The sequence below is a fragment of the Gimesia chilikensis genome, assembly GCF_007744075.1.
In the GTDB taxonomy this organism is placed as follows: Bacteria; Planctomycetota; Planctomycetia; order Planctomycetales; family Planctomycetaceae; genus Gimesia; species Gimesia chilikensis_A.
The window spans coordinates 6,836,940-6,854,290 of the sequence record NZ_CP036266.1; the positions used below are offsets into that span (position 1 = coordinate 6,836,940).

The window sequence follows — 17,351 nt, forward strand, 5'->3', positions numbered from 1 at the left end:
AGACAGAGAGGACCATGACAAACACCATTGATCACTCAGAACAATTTAAGGACGCTTCTTTTGCTCTCCCTGAACCGGGGCAACTAGTGGAGGTCCGAAGGCGTCAATGGGTTGTCAGTGACATTCAAGGTCAATCATTTGAAGCCAAAATAGAGCAACATCTTGTAACACTGTCTTCCTTGGATGAAGATGCACTAGGGGAGGAACTGCAAGTCATTTGGCAGATAGAACCTGGTGCCCAAGTTCTCGAGAAAGCAGGGATGCCTCGAATTACAGGGGTCGATTCAGAAGCCAAATTGGACGCTTTTCTGGATGCCGTCCGTTGGGGGGCGGTGACCAATGCCGATAGATCGTTCCTACAGGCTCCGTTTCGAAGTGGGATAACCATCGAAGATTACCAGCTAGACCCATTGGTGCGGGCTATAGACATGGCCCGTGCCAACCTGCTGATAGCGGATGACGTCGGTTTGGGAAAGACCATCGAAGCAGGCCTTGTAGTACAGGAACTGCTTGTCCGTCATCGTGCAAGAACGGTTTTCATAGTCTGCCCAGCGTCACTGCAGGTCAAGTGGCAGCTTGAGATGTGGGAGAAATTTGGATTGGAATTCCGAATTGTCGATACCGGCTACATCAAGCATCTGCGACGCGAACGAGGGATACACGCCAATCCATGGACTTCTTTTCCGAGGCTTATCACTTCCATGGATTGGATGAAGAGCGGTGAAGGACTTCGACTTGTCAAGGACTGCCTGCCGCCGACCATTACCTACCCGAGGAAGTTTGATATTTTGATCATAGATGAAGCTCACAATGTCGCACCTTCGACCGCTTCCAAATATGCTCTGGAAAGCCAGAGAACTCGCTTAATCAGGACCATCGCTCCCCATTTCGAACACAGGCTGTTTTTGAGCGCTACACCGCACAATGGTTATCAGGAATCGTTTACCTCATTGCTGGAGTTATTGGATGATCAGCGATTCGCCCGATCAGTGATGCCGGACGAGAAGCAGTTGCAGCGTGTTATGGTCAGACGGCTTAAGACGGATCTTGTCGATGCTGACGGAAACCGATTGTATGCGGATAGAAAGTTGATGCTTCTGGAAGTCGATTATTCGGAAGAAGAACGCCAAATACACGACCTCCTGAGACAATTTACAGCCGCTCGTGCAAAGAGCGTAAAGGACAGTTCCTTTGAATTCAGCTCCGACTTTGTGCATAAGCTTTTGAAAAAGAGGCTTTTCTCTTCTCCGATGGCTTTTGCCGGAACTCTGGCCAAACACAGGGAAAGCTTAGAACGCCCCAGGTCTAAACAAAAAACTGGTGTTATGGACGACAGGATCCTCAAAAAGGCCATCCTGAAAGCGGAAGAGGATTTTACCAACGACCAACTCTACGAAGATGCCCAGAACGAAGCGGTGGAAGTTGCCGGTGAATTGTCGGTCCCTCTCGATCAGGATCAACGGCAGATGCTCGACACACTGACCGCATGGGCCGAAAAGTCAAAAAATCGAGTGGACGCCAAAGCGATGGCCGTCATTGACTGGCTCGAATCGCATCTAAAAACCAATGGTAACTGGAACGGAAAACGGGTGATTCTATTCACCGAATACCGAGCAACACATGTGTGGATGGAACAAATCCTGACCACCCATGGTTTCGGTGGTGAGCGTATGATGTTGATACATGGTGGTGTCGATCAGAACGATCGCGAAAAGATCAAAGCGGCTTTTCAGGCTCATCCAGATATTTCACCTGTCAGAATACTATTGGCCACTGACGCGGCCTCCGAAGGTATCGACCTACAAAACTACTGTAACTACATGATCCATATTGAGATTCCTTGGAATCCAAACGTCATGGAGCAGAGGAACGGTCGAATTGATCGACACGGTCAGAAGGAGTCGGAGGTCTTCATTTGGCATCCTGTGGGAAAAGGTTTCGAGTCGAATAAATCCATTCAGCAAAATAAGGTCGGTCAGATAGAAGGCGATCATGAATATTTGATGAGAGCGGTGCTCAAGATCAATACCATTCGGCAGGATCTTGGAAGTGTCGGTCCGGTCATCGCCCAGCAAATAGAGGAAGCCATGCTGGGCAAAATAACGGTTCTCGACACCGCCGACGCTGAAAAAAAGGCGGCAAAGGTTAGAAAATATATTGCGACCGAGCGACATCATCAGGAAAAAATAGGCAAACTGCATGAAAGGCTCATGGAGGCGAAGACCGATTTTCACCTTTCGGCCGACCATATACACAGATCCGTTTCAATCGCATTGGACCTCGCTGAAAAGCCCCCACTGAAACCATTCGCTTTACCGGGAGCACCCGATGGTAGCGTATTTGAGGTACCTATTCTTCCCGGTTCGTGGGGACGTGCTATAGCAGGGCTAGAACATCCCCATACAGGGGAAAGAAGGCCAATTACCTTTGATCACGAGGTCGCTAAAGACCGTGACGATGTCGTTCTGGCTCACCTGAATCATCGACTGGTCCAAATGTGTCTCCGGCTTTTACGGGAAGAACTGTGGAAGCTAGATGACGTAAAAAAACTGCACAGAGTGAGTGTCAAAGCCGTCACTGATAGCGAACTTTCGACCCCCGCCGTGCTTGTCTGGTCCCGTCTGGTCATTACCGGGGGTGACCACCACCGCCTTCATGAAGAGATAACGATTTCTGGCGGTGAACTCAAAAGCACGGGGTTTTTGAGAATTCCTCAGCAAGGACGATTACAGGAGTTGTTAACAAAGGCCGTGTCTTTCGATCCGAAAAATAGCCTTCTCGATATTCTTACCGAGCGATTCGAAAAACAGGAAAATAGTATTAGGGGAACCATGGAAGCCCGTTCAAGAGACCGACTTCGTTTCCTTGAAAACACGCTGGTACGCCGGAAGGATGGCGAAGTAGCCGATTTGATAAACATTCTCGATGAACTCGAAAAAAAAATACGGCATGAATTAAAAGAGGATACTCTCAAACAACAGATGGTTCTTCCCGGATTCGAACCCGAGGAACGAAACCAAATTCGCAAGGATATCGAAGCGCTGCGGATTCGACTGGCAAGAATTCCCGAAGAACGGGAGCTGGAAAAGGCGGCGATAGAGAAACGTTACGCAGGATTACCCGCTCTGGCCGATCCGGAACACAACGATAGAACCGAACCACTCGAAGCGTATGCCGACCTTCTCTGGTTTCCGACCGGTGGAGGTAAAACCGAGGCATATCTGGGTGTGGCGGCTTTCACCATGGCAGTCCGAAGGTTGCAAGGAGATTTGGGAGGCTTGGATGGATCACGCGGTCTCGCAGTGATTATGAGATACACCCTCCGTCTGTTGACTCTCCAACAGTTTCAAAGAGCGACCACCCTAATCTGTGCCTTGGAGTCGATGCGTCGTGAAGATCCCAGGAGATGGGGAACGACTCCTTTCACCATTGGACTCTGGGTTGGAAACCGGGTCACGCCAGGAACAACGGAGGAGGCCCATCAGGCCATTCAGAGTTTTAGAGACGGAAAACGTTACGGCAGTAATTCCCCGGCCCAGTTGACCACGTGTCCGTGGTGTGGTGCCGAGATTGCCGAGGGGCGGGACATCGAGGTGAAAAAAGATGTTGGGCGGACTTACATCTATTGTGGAGACAAGTTTGGACGCTGTGATTTCGGTAGAAGCAAGTCCAAGGATCTAGGAATTCCTGTTCTGGTGGTGGACGATGAAATTTATAGACATCCTCCTTCCATGCTGATTGCCACGGTAGACAAGTTCGCCATGATGGCGTGGCGTGGACAGGTGCGAACCCTCTTCGGCCGTGCCACACAGGAATGCGGCCGACATGGCTTACTCTGGCCCAATGCGGATTGCTCCGGCAATCACAACGCCAAAGGTAATCTGTCCAGGGTTACCGTAAAAGAGATTACTCCGATACGTCCACCGGACTTGATCATTCAGGACGAGTTCCATCTGATCAGCGGGCCGCTTGGAACTATGGTTGGTCTTTACGAAACGGCCGTGGATGAGCTCTCTACATGGCAGATCGGTGGCAAGGCGATTCGTCCCAAGATCATCGCATCGACGGCTACCGTTCGCAAGGCAGACGAACAGGTCAACAATGTATTCTTGAGGCAAGTTGCGGTCTTTCCGCCTCATGGATTGGATGTTGAAGACAATTTCTTTTCGGTCCAACGTCCTATTTTTGAAAAACCCGGACGTCGTTATATGGGGATTTGTTCTCCGGGAAGTTCCCGTCCCGCCGTATTGATTAGAGTTTATGTGGCAATGCTTACCGCTGCACAAGCATTGTTCGAACGTTTCGGTCAAGCTGCCGATCCATATATGACTGTTGTCGGATATTTCAATTCACTTAGGGAACTAGGCGGTATGAGGAGATTGGCCGAGGACGATGTCCAGACTCGTTCCTACAGGGTTCAGATGAGCGATGTCAGTCGACCGGGACTGGAACAGAGGTCGGTCAGGAATGTGGATGAGTTGACCTCCCGTGTTTCGAGCAAAGACATACCGAAAAAGTTGGATCAACTGGAAGTGAAGTTCAATGCCACTCTGGAAAATGGAAAATACGTCACGAAGTGGAAAAAAGATGAAACTCGGGCTATTGATATTGTTCTGGCAACGAATATGCTGTCAGTGGGGGTAGATGTCAATCGTCTCGGTATCATGGTTGTAAATGGACAGCCAAAGAATACGGCCGAATATATTCAGGCAACTAGCCGTGTTGGCCGCTCCTTTCCTGGACTTGTCTGTACCGTTTTGACATGGTCTAGGCCGCGTGACCTTTCTCACTACGAGAGCTTCGAGCACTATCATGCGACTTTCTATAAACATGTGGAGGCACAATCGGTAACCCCATTCGCTCCGAGAGCTCTGGATCGTGGTTTGACCGGGACGCTGATCAGTTTGATGCGTTTGGATAATTCTCAATTGAATCCAAATCTTGGTGCTATGGAACTCGATAATGTCGCTTCCACGGAAATAACAGACGCCAAAGAATGTCTTTCTGGTAGGTCATGGAAAGCGACCGACAAGAAATCCGTAAAGCAAAATGTCGAAGTCATGATCTCCGACCGTGCTGACCGTTGGGTTAAAGAAGCGGGAAAATCCGGAAGACGTTTAGGTTACGAAACTGAAAGACGACAAGGAGACATTGCCGCTTTGTTGAAAAAACCGGGAATGGTCTCTTGGGATGAATTTACGGTCCCCATGTCAATGCGCGAAGTAGAACCGGGGGTAAAATTGATAATGGATGTTGCGACAATACCGGAACTCCCAGAATGGAGAATAAGGAGATTGGATGAAAGCGACGGAGGAGAAGTATGAGCACACATGCTGTAGGACAAGTCAGGCCAAGCCAGCTACTATGGACCTATGGACCTGGAGCGTTAATTGACCTTCCTAATTTGTCTGTGATCACTATGGGATTAGACAGATGGGATATCGATAGATGCCCTCCAGTGGAAGAGGCGAGATTGCTGGATGCAGTAAGACGGGTTCTTGGAGCACAGGTTTCACATTTGAGAATGCCACCATTCTTGAATGATGAAGATGCAAGCCCGTTCTCTGCTGAGGGCAAGGTTGGTGTTCCTGTCAGACCATTTCCCCGCTGGCTGCGTTGTGTGAGATGTGGACTTCTATCCGAATATGACTTGGGGCTTTTCAGTATAAAGGCAAACCCTTACAGACCCGAACAGACGCATTTTGTTCATACCAATTGCGAAAAGGGAGCCAATGCGGATGCAGTGCCAGCACGCTTTCTTTTGGCCTGTCGCAATGGCCATCTGGATGATTTTCCTTGGCACTGGTTCGTTCATGCTGGGCCATCTCCGTGTATCGGATCGCTTCGTTTTTTTGAACGAGGCGCTTCATTACAAACCGAAAACCTGTGGGTAAAATGTGACACCTGTGGTCAGTCAAGATCTCTCGTTCACGCATTTGGACGTGAAGGACAAGATAATCTGCCTGCTTGCAGAGGTCGTCATCCACATCTAGACAAGTATGATTCTATCTGTGAAGAACAACCCCGGGCTGTTCTTCTTGGGGCGACGAATAGTTGGTTTCCAATTACACTTTCGGTTCTGGCTATCCCACTGGAAAAGAACCAGCTTTCACAACTGATACTTGATGGATGGGATTATTTCTACGAAGTCGAATCTGTTGACGAAGTCAAGATAGTCGTCAAGACTTTGACAAAAGCCAACAGTCTTCCTGGTATAGATAAATTCCCAGCGGAAGAAATATGGCTAGCGATTCAAGATCGAAAAGACGGTAATACTGCTGAGCATGTTTCTGATGGTGACATTAAGGGCCCCGAGTGGGATGTTCTTATATCTCCAAATCCACCGACGGATTGGCCCCATTTTTTGAGTAGCGAGGTCGCGAGGCCAGACGCATACAAGGATGCTCTAGATTCAGTCCTCTTGCTCGAACGATTGAGGGAAGTGAATGCATTGATTGGATATACTCGGGTTGAGGCCCCTGAAGAGTCTGCAGACGAGGATGAGAGACCTCCGATGTCCGATCTTTGCAAAGGAAAACCGAATTGGGTACCAGCCGGTGAAGTTCATGGAGAAGGGATATTCATCCGTTTTAATGAGAAAGCAATTTCTCAATGGGAGTCATCTGATGCAGTCTTGCTCAGAGACCAAAAAATCGAGCTAGGTCATCGTGGCTGGAGAAATGCACGAGGATTAGATCCTGAAATTAGCTACCCCGGTATTAGATATACGATGCTGCACACATTCTCGCACTTGCTGATCAGGGAACTGGCATTGGAATGTGGCTACAACGCCGCAAGTATCCGTGAACGGATCTATGCTGACAAAGATAATAAAATGGCCGGAGTTCTTGTCTATACTGCAGCAGCAGACTCGGATGGGACTCTTGGTGGACTCGTAGATCTAGGGAGACCAGAAAGTCTTGGAAGGTTGATAGAACAAGCGTTGAACAGGGCAAAGGTATGTTCGTCTGATCCATTATGTTCCGAGCATAATCCAAATGAAGACCGGTCTCTCCATGCATCAGCTTGTCATGCTTGTACATTCGTGGCTGAAACATCCTGTGAAAGAGGTAATCGCTATTTGGATAGAGCACTGTTAGTGGAAACATTCGAATGCAAAGACACAGCTTTTTTTAGTAAAGCCACTAAAAACACATAGTGCCAAACCGAGAATTGAGAGCAATTTCAGATGATGGGGAAATCTTGAATACTGATTTATGGAAAACCATAGCGGACATTGGGATCGAGCTTCATCCTGACCGGGTCAACACAATAGCGGACAAACTAGCTAATATTTCTTCAATAGACGAATTTTACCAGGTGAGCTCCAGTTTCGGCCCTGTTTCCAATAGAACGATGATGGACGCATTGGAGAAGGCATGGCGAAAAGATCCCGAGGTCTTGCCTTTGGAACTCGCTGCAGCATTGCGTGGGGCTTCTGGAACTGCCGCCATTATGGAAAAGCGTGAAGCGGTCGAGATGGTCTGGACTGGTCCGTTTACTGGTTTGGTAGCTTCTCGACATACTGAGCAGGTTCTGCTTGAGGTGATAGGTGCTGCCAAATGGAGACTTTTCATTGTCAGCTTCGTTGCTTATGACATTGATTCGGTCAAAAAGGCACTACAAGAAGCTATTGGCAGAAACGTAAAGATCAATATCTTACTTGAATCTTCAAAAGATCATGGAGGTAAGATAGATATTGATTCGATAGATGCCTTCAAAAAAGCTATACCGTCAGCAAATATGTATGCGTGGAAATCCAAATCAAAATCTTCAGATCAATGGAATGGTGCAGTTCATGCAAAATGTGCTGTTGCCGATGGATCTCTTGCTTTCATTACAAGTGCCAATCTCACCAGAGCGGCCATGGAGAAGAACATGGAACTCGGTGTCTTGGTGCGTGGAGGAAATTTACCTGAAAAGCTTGAATTACATCTAGATGCAATGGTGTCTACCAGAGTGATAGAGAAAATATGATGGACACCGTTGACAGAAATACTCGATCCAAGATCATGAAAAGTGTTCCACAAAAGAACACGAAACCCGAAATGCGTTTGAGAAAGGCATTGCATAGAATGGGGTTTCGATATCGGCTGCATGACAAGAGGTTGCCCGGCTCTCCTGATCTTGTATTTCCAAAACACAAAGCAATCATTTTTGTGCATGGCTGCTTTTGGCATCGGCATGGCTGTAAACAAACGACGACCCCCAAATCACGAAAAGAATTCTGGAAAGCAAAATTCAAAGCCAATATTCAGAGAGATAAGAAGAATATTCTAGAGCTTGAAAATGCAGGTTGGCGAGTGATAGTCGTATGGGAATGCGAGCTAAAAAACAGCGATCAAAATGATCTTTTCGAAAAGATACAGGATTTTTTGCTTAACGTAAAAACGGTATAACCAGGTAATCCTCTGGAGCATCTAAGTCAAAGTATCAAAAATCGGAAAAACACTTACAATGTGTGACTCATATCAAGAATTACTGCAATGCTCTCTTGGTGTTACTGCTGAAGCTCTATCAATCGCAAATCTCGGAAAGATGCTCAACGAACGCTACTTGCATCACCATATGTCTCACCAGCTGCAGGAACAGTGTGGTCTCCTAGAACTTCATAATCCTGGGATTAGACCTCTGCTGCATCCAGAGTGGCCCACTTGGAAGAAATCGACTGGATTGGAGTATGGTCAGTACCAGAGACGAAGTGGAGAAGGTGAATTAAAGACGAAAAAGACTTTTCCAGTAAAAAAAGAAAAAGGTGGGGCGGGTTTTATAGACTTTGCGCTGGGGGACTATGCGTGTCCGACTATTGCAATTGAAGTTACGACAAAATTTGGTTGGTGTCATGAAGAAGTTATTTACGACATGATGAAATTGATTGATGGAAGAAATAGCTCGTTCAAGGCTGTGATATCCTGTAATATCATCCTGAGAGAGAATGGGCTTGCAGAGAATGGGCTTGCAGAGAATGGGCTTGCAGAGAATGGCTATAAGACCCGCCTAAGACTAAGAATGAATCAGGCACTCGCAAAGGCAAGAGACAGGCTGTGGGGATATTTGTGCAATGACGGACGTAAAATATTCTTTTTTGCATCAGAAATTGCATCCGACAGTCGCAGATATTGGTTTTATGAAAGTCACTCAGACGAGTTTATAGAAAGCGAACAATTACCACCAATTTTATCAGACACCATAAATAATTAGACAATGAATAGCGGACCGCCTGAATTTTAGGGAAGACGCAATGATTGATTATACAGAAATCGACTTTAGAACGGATGGGTGGGAGCAGTTTGCAAGGGATTTCCTTGTGACAAGGGGTTTTTTCATAGAGTCTACCGTAGATCGTGGTCCGGATCACGGAAAAGACTTATTGGTAACGGAAAACCTAAAAGGAAACCTTAGTAGTTATCAATTTCGTTGGCTTGTTAGTTGCAAACACAATGCGACAAGCGGAAAATCAGTTTCCGAAGACGACGAACCGAACATTCTTGAGCGTCTTAAGCATTTCAAGGCCGATGGCTTCATCGGGTTCTATTCGACATTAGCCTCGTCTGGCCTAAATAGTCGACTCCAGGCGTTGCGCGAGAATAAGGAGATTAAAGACTATTCAATTTTTGATGGTCGTCTTATCGAAAATCTGCTCATGACTACTGGGTATTCACCACTGATGTTACAGTATTTCCCAAACTCATACAAAAATATTCGGCCTTTACATCTCATTCTAGACGAGTACCAACCGCTAAAATGTAAGGTGTGTGGTAAAGACCTGTTAATGGAGTTGTATTTAAAAGAACATGTTGGGAACCTTGTGCATGCCAAGGTAGGATCAGAATTCCACGAAGCCTACGTTGTGTGCAAAGTTGAGTGTGATGAAGTAGCGGAGAAGCAGCAACATGCACTTGAACGAATCACTCAATGGGCTGACCTAGATGATTTGGTTATGCCAATAGAATTTCTGAGGCACATATTTACAATGGTAAATCGAATTAGATCCGGACAAGACCGTTATACAGACGAGGCATTTGACCAAGCTAAAAACATACTTATTTCTCTGGCCCAAAGAGTTTTGCGTCACACAACTGCAGAGGAACGTCAACGGTTTGTTGAGTTGTCACAAATTCCATTCTAATGAGCAATTCCATGAAAACTCATTAGCCCCAAATGAAGAACCACCTGAAATTATTTTCTAATTTTTAATCACGACTTTTATGTATTAGATAGGATAGATAACTAATGAAATAAAAAGCACCTCAATCATAAATCTAGGTAATTATCGTTCGGATTTTAATACTTCATAGTGGTTCATCAACCAACCTCTGGCCATTGATATAGCAGGGCGAATTGACATTGCTTGAGAAAGTTGGATTCTTTTCGTATAAGGACGTGAATGGGTATAAGTTGCAGTCATTCCCAAACCATGGCTCGCTCCATTAGTCGCGGAAGTAGAATGTCCCATCAATTCACTACGGATCAAGGGATCTACGTTCCCATCCTGTAAGCTCGTGGCAAAAAGATGTCGTAGCGATTTAGGGGCGGTGAAATGGGGTAGTTCCAATAGCTTTGTCAGCTTGATGAATTCCGATCGTATCCGATCGGTTTTCAAAGCACCGCTATCGCGCCAGATTGTTCGTGAGATTTTCATCCACTGGTTTCTATTGATAGCTTTGCTGGAGGTGGTCACTTCTTGAACTACTCGTTGTTGGAGCGTGGCTTCAAGTTGGTTTTCAGTATGGTCATTCAGCTCAGGCCGTACAATGGCTGATGTATAACGGCGTTGCATAAAGACTGGACCAGTGACTCGATCACCAACTGTGATTTTCAGAACATCTCTCAGTTCATCGATCAATGGGATATCACGTTCATTACGTGTCTTTACTTGCCAGCCTAAATGAGGTTTGTTTCTGATGAAGAGCATTCCTGTTTTCAGATCGAGATCGTCTGGTAACAGCAAGTGCGTGAGCTCTCCTGGCCGTAGTCCCGTAAGCATAAGCGTGAGAAAGATAGGAAACTGCCAGTCGTCACAGGCTTCCAGAAACGCCTTTTCCTGATCGGGACTGAAGATGGAAACAGCTTTGGCATTTTCAATCGGGATACGGTCCAGGTCGAGACAGGAGAACGGGTTTTCGGCATAGGGAGACAGGTGCCGTCGTTTAATTGCGTAGCCGAACATGCTACGGCAGCATTGCAAAATATATTTGATGCCTTTGTCGAGCAGGGGACGCTTCTGTGAATTCTCATGCCCATTTGGAGCGACATCGATCGTCCGCAGATAATGCACAAACTCCTCAGCATGTCTAGCCTGGAACTGAGATGTTTTCGATGCGACCCCTTTCTCTCTGACGAAGTTGATGAGATGAGTTGTTGCCGCACGATAACGCCGGATGGTCTGTAGAGAAGAACGCAGAACCTGTTCGTGGTGGTTGAGCCATCTGGTTTGCAGTTCATCGATCTGGACCGGCTCAAAATTGAAAACGGAATGCGTGTGTGACTCCAGTTGAGAATTGATCTGGGCTGCCATTTGACGTGCATGGTCTTTGTCCGGACCAATCCGGGGACGTAAACGTTTTCCGTTTTCCTGGTAGGTGAGATACCAGATTTTACCACGCAGATCGCCGCGGACTTTGCCGATACGGAACGATGTCTTCCGATTTTGTTTTGATGATTGCTTCATCAACAGAACCTTTCAGAGAACCCCCATGCCACAAAACGCCACAAAAAGTGCCACAAATGGGAAGCTCTGGAGCGGTCCAGAAAAAGCAAATGCCGCTGAGTTATAGGGTTATAACTCAACGGCAATCAAATAAGCGGAGAGAGGGGGATTCGAACCCCCGGTACCTTGCGGCACACCGGTTTTCGAGACCGGCACATTCGGCCACTCTGTCACCTCTCCGGACGGACCGCGGTACCCATACAGGGACTGCGGAGCCAGCGTGTTTCACAGCATATAAGTAACGTGGCTCAGCGTCAAATTCCAGCCGGGACTGACTTTGCTTTTCCTGTAAAGACAAACCGAATCGCTTTGTCGTTCACTCTACAGTCGGTCGGGAGTCCAACTTTCTCCTCTTTTTTCACGTAGGAAACAGTGAATGTCTGCATTAAAAGGAAAGACCGGAAGGCCAGTCAGGCGCAGGAACAGCTTGAATTTGGACGATTCCGTGCATCTTTCTTGCAGACTCCCCGACGTCGGGATATGCTGGTATTCATAGAGATTTTCTGTAAAGAAAGGTTCCCTTTCATCTTGGAAAAATCATCTCTCGCAGAAAATAACTATCTGACAGCGAACATTTGATAAACGAAGTAGGTATGATGTATGCCGGGGTATGCCCATTCTGTGGGGTGCTTTCGACAGGCGTGATGTCACAGGTATCGATTCCTCATCTCTCACGACCTCGGTTCATCCGTTCATTAGCGATGGAATTTAGAATATGCGTCTTTTCCATTTTGTTTCGATCGTGACTCTGTTTACGGTTTTGACTTTCGCGTCCTCTCTCCCTGCAGAAGAACAGTATCTGGAATTTGTGCAGGGGTTGCGTGAGAAAAATTATCACGATATCGCACTCGATTACCTGAATCAGATCGAAGCAGCCAAGGAGACTCCTAAAGAGGTCCGCGAGCTGATTCCCTTCGAACGTGCCATGACGCTGATGCTGTTCTCGCGAACCCAGAAACTTCCCGAAGAACAGGAAGAGACGCTGAATAAAGCACTGGCGCAGCTGGAACTGTTCGCTAAGCAGAACCCGAATCACCCCAAAGCGGGTACCGCGAATACGGAACGGGGAAAGATTATTCTGGAGAAAGCGGAAGTCGAAGTCCGCAAGGCAGAATCCCCCTCAGAGCAGAACAACAAGAAGGCCCATCAGGAAGCAGCCCGCAAGCTGATTGCCCAGGCACGCAGTATCTTCCAGAAAGCATACGATCAGCACGAAAAGACCTGGAAATCGTTCCCGGCAACCTTTATCGACAAAAACAAAGAGCCGGAAAAATACGAAGCCCGCGCCAAAGCGGAAATACAATTCATGAGTGCGCAGCTGGACCTGGCTCAGTGTACTTATGCAGAAGCTCAAACATACGATCCCGGCAGTGCCGACTTCAACCGGCTGCTGAAAAAGGCTTCAGAAGAGTACGCCAAGATTCACGAACGTTACCGCAGTCAGGTGGGTGGTCTATATGCCCGCATGTGGCAGGGGAAATGTTTTGAAGAGCAGGGCGAACTGGGCCGGGCCCTGGGGATTTATAATGAACTGTTGGGGCACCCGGGTAAATCGCAGCCTATCCGGCAGTTAAAAGACAACATTCTGCAGTTCCGCCTGATCTGTCTGAATGATGAAAAGAAAAAAGACTATCAGCTGGTCATCAATGAAGCCGAGCAGTGGCTCAAGGAAAACCGGTCCCGCAGACGCACCGCCGTCGGCCAGGGAATCACCTGGGAACTGGCGCGGGCACAAGAAGCACTGGCCACCCAGGAAGGGGTGAAACCAGCGGACCAGGAACGCATCCTGCGTCAGGCACTGACCAACGCCCGCTTCGTGAATGCTTTCCGCGGGAAGTTTCGTGACGTTTCCCGCCTGATGATCGGCCGAATCAACGCTAAAATTCAGGGACGGGCAGGCGGCGATCCTGAAGACTTCGCCACCGCTTATGGCCTGGGACAGGATCGTATTCAGCAGACCAAAACGCTGAAGGAGAAGGTAGCCGCAGCGAAAACACCTGCCGACAAGAAAAAGGCGCAGGTGGAACTGGACCAGTTCATGGAAGAGACCGCACGTCTGCTGAAGCTGGGCCTCAAACTGGCAGACAAGAAAACCGATCCCAAAGAACTCGACCACGCCCGCTTCCTACTCTGCTACACCTACTATAACCTGCGGCGGAGCTATGAATGTGCAGTGCTCGGAGAATTCGTCGCCAACTACCACGACAAAGACAGCTCCCAGGTCGCCCTGGACGCCGCTTATCTGGCGTTGGCAGGTTATCTGCAGGCCTATAACGATTCCCCCAAAGAGCAACGTTACGTCGACAATCAGCACATGGAGAGTATCTGTAACCTGATCACGGAAAAATGGCCGGAAAGCGATCGGGCCAACGATGCGAAAATTCAGCTGGGTAACATCTACAGCCAGACTGAGCGTCCGGTAGAAGCAGCCAAATGGTATTCCAAGGTTCCTGCTTCGGCCCCTCAATATGTCGACGCCCAGATCAAAGCCGGACAGGCTTACTGGAACAGTTATCTGACGGCACTGGCCCGTCGTTCTGACGACAAACCCGCGAATCTGAATGAGTGGGCCTCACTGGCTGAGAAACACCTGCGAACGGGGATTGCTGCCACAGAGAAAAAGGTGCCGGCTAAAGATCCTGCTCCTGAAATCCTGACCGCAGCCAAGACTTCTCTGGCACAGATCGCATTGGACAAAGGCAACTACCAGGAAGCCATCGACATCCTGGGGAAAGATCCTCATTCGGTGCTCAAAGCAATTTACGTCGCTAAAGGCAAAAAACGCCCTGCCAGAGGAGTGCAGAGTTCCGAATTTGCCAACCTGGTCTACCAGTTACAGTTACGTGGTTATATTGGCCTGCAGCAGATCGATCTGGCCCGAAAAGCGATGCAGCAGTTGGAAGAATCCGCCTCCGGTTCCGGAGGAGAAGCGATTACCGACATGTATCGGCAACTGGGTGAAAAAATCACTGAAGAAATTGAACGGCTGAAAGCGACCGGCGATACAAAGCGACTGGCAGACGTACGGAAATCACTGGAAACCTTCCTGAACGATATCTTCAAGCGGAAAGATCAGACTTACGGATCACTGGTCTGGATTGGAGAGACTTATTATGGAATGGGACTGGGAGCCAGCGAAGATCCCGCCACGGCCCGCAAGTATTTCGATAAAGCGGCAGCCGCCTTCGAAGAAATTAAGAAACGGCAGGCAGCCACGGGCGATTTCATTCCCGGCAATTTCGAAGTCGGCATTACTCTACGACTGGTAAACTGCAAACGGGAACAGGATGAGTTTGAAGCAGCCCTCACACTGCTCACTCCTGTCTTAAAGGAAAAAGACAAGTCTCCCGAAGTTCAGTTTGAAGCAGCCAAGATTTTGATGGACTGGGCCGAAAGTGGACAGGGTAATTCCAACGAAAAGTATATGCAGGCAATCAACGGGATGCAGCTTGAGAATGGTGCTTTGATTCGTGGCTGGGCCTATCTGGCACGGCTGCTGTCAAAGTCCATGGCTTCCTCCGGGCGAGACGACCTGAAGAAGATGTATTACGACGCCCAGTACAACAGCATCGACACGCGTCGCAAATACGGTATTGCCAGCAATGATGTTTCACAACTGGAGATGGCCAAATCGGAAGCAAACGTCTTTGCTCAGATCAGCGTGGATCTGCCCGATGATGTCTACGAGCGATTTAATCAACTTTACCGACAGGTCCAGACCGACCTGGGTGAAGACCCGCAGGATCTGGAACGACGCAAAACAGCTACGGAAACAGTGGCCAGCAATCAGGCAGCTCAGCTGCAGGAAGCTCCTCCAGCGAATACTCAGCAGCAGGTGGCACAGCAGTCACAAGAGGAGGCTGCTGCCCAGGGAGGCTCCAGCACCATTCTGTTCCTGGTCGTGATTTTACTGGGAATCGGTGGTGCCGCGGCATTCTTCTTCTTTGGTCTCAAAGGGAAGAAATCGCGGCCCTCTTACCAGTTTGCTGCCAGTGGAACTGCATCTGCTGATATCAATATTGCTCCGCCTCCAGCGTCTCCTAAACCGAGTCGCTCCAAACCGGAAAAAGCCTCTCGACCGGCTCCTGTGATAGACAAACCACAGCCTAAGAAACCGGCTCCTGAGAAAACCGCGAGTAAAGAGACAAGCAGTAAAGAGAAATCTTCTTCCAGCAGTTCCGGAAAAGAGAAACGGAAACTGACTCCTGAAGAGATTGCAGCCCGCAAGGCCAAGTTGGCTCAGATGTCGCCCGAAGAACTGGCGGCACGCAAAGCCGCGATTGCCAAGAAAAAGGCGGCCCAGGCCAAACAGCAGAAGAAATCAAAACCCGGCTCAGACAGCGAATCCTAGAACCATGGTTCCAGGACCGCTCAGCGAAACCGGTCGTTATATTGACTGATTGATTTAGATAAGACAATTTGAGAAAAGTTATTTCATACCGTTGGGGAGTAATCAACTTATGAAACGTTCCATCTGTTTCAGTTTGATGGCGTTAGCAGGCTCACTGCTCTGGGGCACCGCATCCGCGTCTGCTGCAGATACCGTTTATACTAATTCAGGCAGTCCGCAGCTGGGTGATGTCAGTGGCTACACCAAGACGGAACTGTCACTCAAACGCGGTTCGACCACCGAAAAGATCCCTGCAAATGATATCGAACGGATTCGCTGGGACGGGGAACCGCCGCAGCTGAATATCGCCCGTAACCAGGAACAGAACGGCAACTATACTGAAGCCCTGGCCGAATATAAAAAAGCCGAGTCTGGCGCAAGCGAGAATCTGAAGAAGAACCTGCAGTTCATGATCGCCCGGGCCAGCCTGAAAAAAGCCCAGTCCAATGCTGCAGAGCTGGACAACGCGATTAAACTGCTCGACGCTTTTATCAAAGCCAATCCGGATCACTTCCGCTATTACCCCGCGGAAAAGCTCCTCGGGGAAGCCTATCTGGCCAAAAAAGATTATGCCAATGCGAACACCGCTTTTGGAAAAGTGGAACGGTCTCCCTGGAAAGACTACCAGATGGATGCCAAAAATATGAAGGCACGCGTCATGCTGGCCCAGGGGAACACCAAAGGTGCTCTGGACGCTTTCAATGCCGTCGCCAAAATGGATGGCAAATCCGAAGGAGAACTGGCCAGCAAAAGGGCTGCTCAACTGGGCAGCGCCTTATGTCTGGAAAAAGAGGGGAAACCCAAAGAAGCGATCCAGCTGCTGGATGACATGATTAAGAATGTCAATTCTCAGCAGAAAGCCCTGCTGGCAGAAGCTTACATCAAAAAAGGTGACTGCTACCAGGCACTGGGTGAATCCAAAGAAGCTCTGATTGCTTATCTGCATGTCGACGTCCTGTTCCCGTCAGAACCTGGTCTGCACGCAGAAGCGCTGTACCACCTCTCCAATCTCTGGGGAAAAGTGCAGAAGCCAGAGCGGGGTGCGGAAGCACGAGCCGTCCTGCAGCAGCAGTATCCGGACAGCGAATGGTCGCAAAAAGCCTCAGGAAGCTAATATTCGTTACGAATGTCAGTTTGCTGGCAAGAAACCGCATGTCTACCCTTTACAAGCCAAATTTGGCCAATAAATAATAACGACCACAAGCATTTACGACTTCCAGGTACAAAAACGAAATATCCACGATTAACACT

The 17,351-nt window shown here is 48.4% G+C and carries 9 protein-coding genes and 1 tRNA gene; 8 read left to right on the forward strand and 2 right to left on the reverse strand.

Annotated elements, in window-relative coordinates; translation table 11 throughout:
• Positions 1 to 14 precede the first annotated feature (14 nt).
• The 6 genes from drmD to HG66A1_RS25880 are packed head-to-tail and all read left to right on the forward strand — an operon-like array spanning position 15 to position 10,129.
• The gene (gene drmD, locus HG66A1_RS25855; RefSeq protein ID WP_145191053.1) at positions 15 to 5,324 is read left to right on the forward strand and encodes a DISARM system SNF2-like helicase DrmD; all 5,310 of its coding nucleotides are present in this window, start codon (positions 15 to 17) and stop codon (positions 5,322 to 5,324) included.
• Positions 5,321 to 7,159: a DUF1998 domain-containing protein gene (gene drmB, locus HG66A1_RS25860; protein WP_145191056.1), complete on the forward strand. Its 1,839-nt coding sequence runs from the start codon at positions 5,321 to 5,323 to the stop codon at positions 7,157 to 7,159. Before drmD ends, drmB begins: the two co-directional genes overlap by 4 nt.
• Positions 7,160 to 7,203: 44 nt before the next feature.
• Positions 7,204 to 7,977, forward strand: a complete 774-nt coding sequence (drmC, locus tag HG66A1_RS25865; protein ID WP_197996805.1) for a DISARM system phospholipase D-like protein DrmC — start codon at positions 7,204 to 7,206, stop codon at positions 7,975 to 7,977.
• Positions 7,974 to 8,399, forward strand: coding sequence for a very short patch repair endonuclease (locus tag HG66A1_RS25870; RefSeq protein WP_197996806.1), 426 nt, complete (start codon positions 7,974 to 7,976; stop codon positions 8,397 to 8,399). Before drmC ends, HG66A1_RS25870 begins: the two co-directional genes overlap by 4 nt.
• A gap of 58 nt (positions 8,400 to 8,457) precedes the next feature.
• A complete protein-coding gene (locus HG66A1_RS25875; RefSeq protein WP_145191059.1) occupies positions 8,458 to 9,201 on the forward strand; it encodes a hypothetical protein in 744 nt (247 codons plus the stop codon).
• A 40-nt stretch (positions 9,202 to 9,241) separates the two neighbouring features.
• The gene (locus HG66A1_RS25880) at positions 9,242 to 10,129 is read left to right on the forward strand and encodes a restriction endonuclease (protein ID WP_145191062.1); all 888 of its coding nucleotides are present in this window, start codon (positions 9,242 to 9,244) and stop codon (positions 10,127 to 10,129) included.
• Positions 10,130 to 10,270: 141 nt separating this feature from the next.
• Here the strand turns inward: HG66A1_RS25880 and HG66A1_RS25885 are convergent, their stop codons facing one another.
• Both HG66A1_RS25885 and HG66A1_RS25890 read right to left on the reverse strand, forming a co-directional pair.
• Entirely contained in the window at positions 10,271 to 11,671 is a 1,401-nt protein-coding gene (locus HG66A1_RS25885; protein ID WP_145191065.1) for a tyrosine-type recombinase/integrase, read from the reverse strand.
• Between the two features lie 134 nt (positions 11,672 to 11,805).
• Positions 11,806 to 11,890, reverse strand: a tRNA-Ser gene (locus HG66A1_RS25890).
• Between the two features lie 535 nt (positions 11,891 to 12,425).
• Between HG66A1_RS25890 and HG66A1_RS25895 the strand changes: the two genes are divergently transcribed.
• Both HG66A1_RS25895 and HG66A1_RS25900 read left to right on the forward strand, forming a co-directional pair.
• Positions 12,426 to 16,061 carry a hypothetical protein gene (locus HG66A1_RS25895; protein WP_145191068.1) on the forward strand — a complete coding sequence of 1,212 codons (3,636 nt, stop codon included), beginning with the start codon at positions 12,426 to 12,428 and terminating at the stop codon, positions 16,059 to 16,061.
• 109 nt (positions 16,062 to 16,170) lie between these two features.
• Entirely contained in the window at positions 16,171 to 17,214 is a 1,044-nt protein-coding gene (locus HG66A1_RS25900) for a tetratricopeptide repeat protein (protein WP_145191071.1), read from the forward strand.
• Positions 17,215 to 17,351 lie beyond the last annotated feature (137 nt).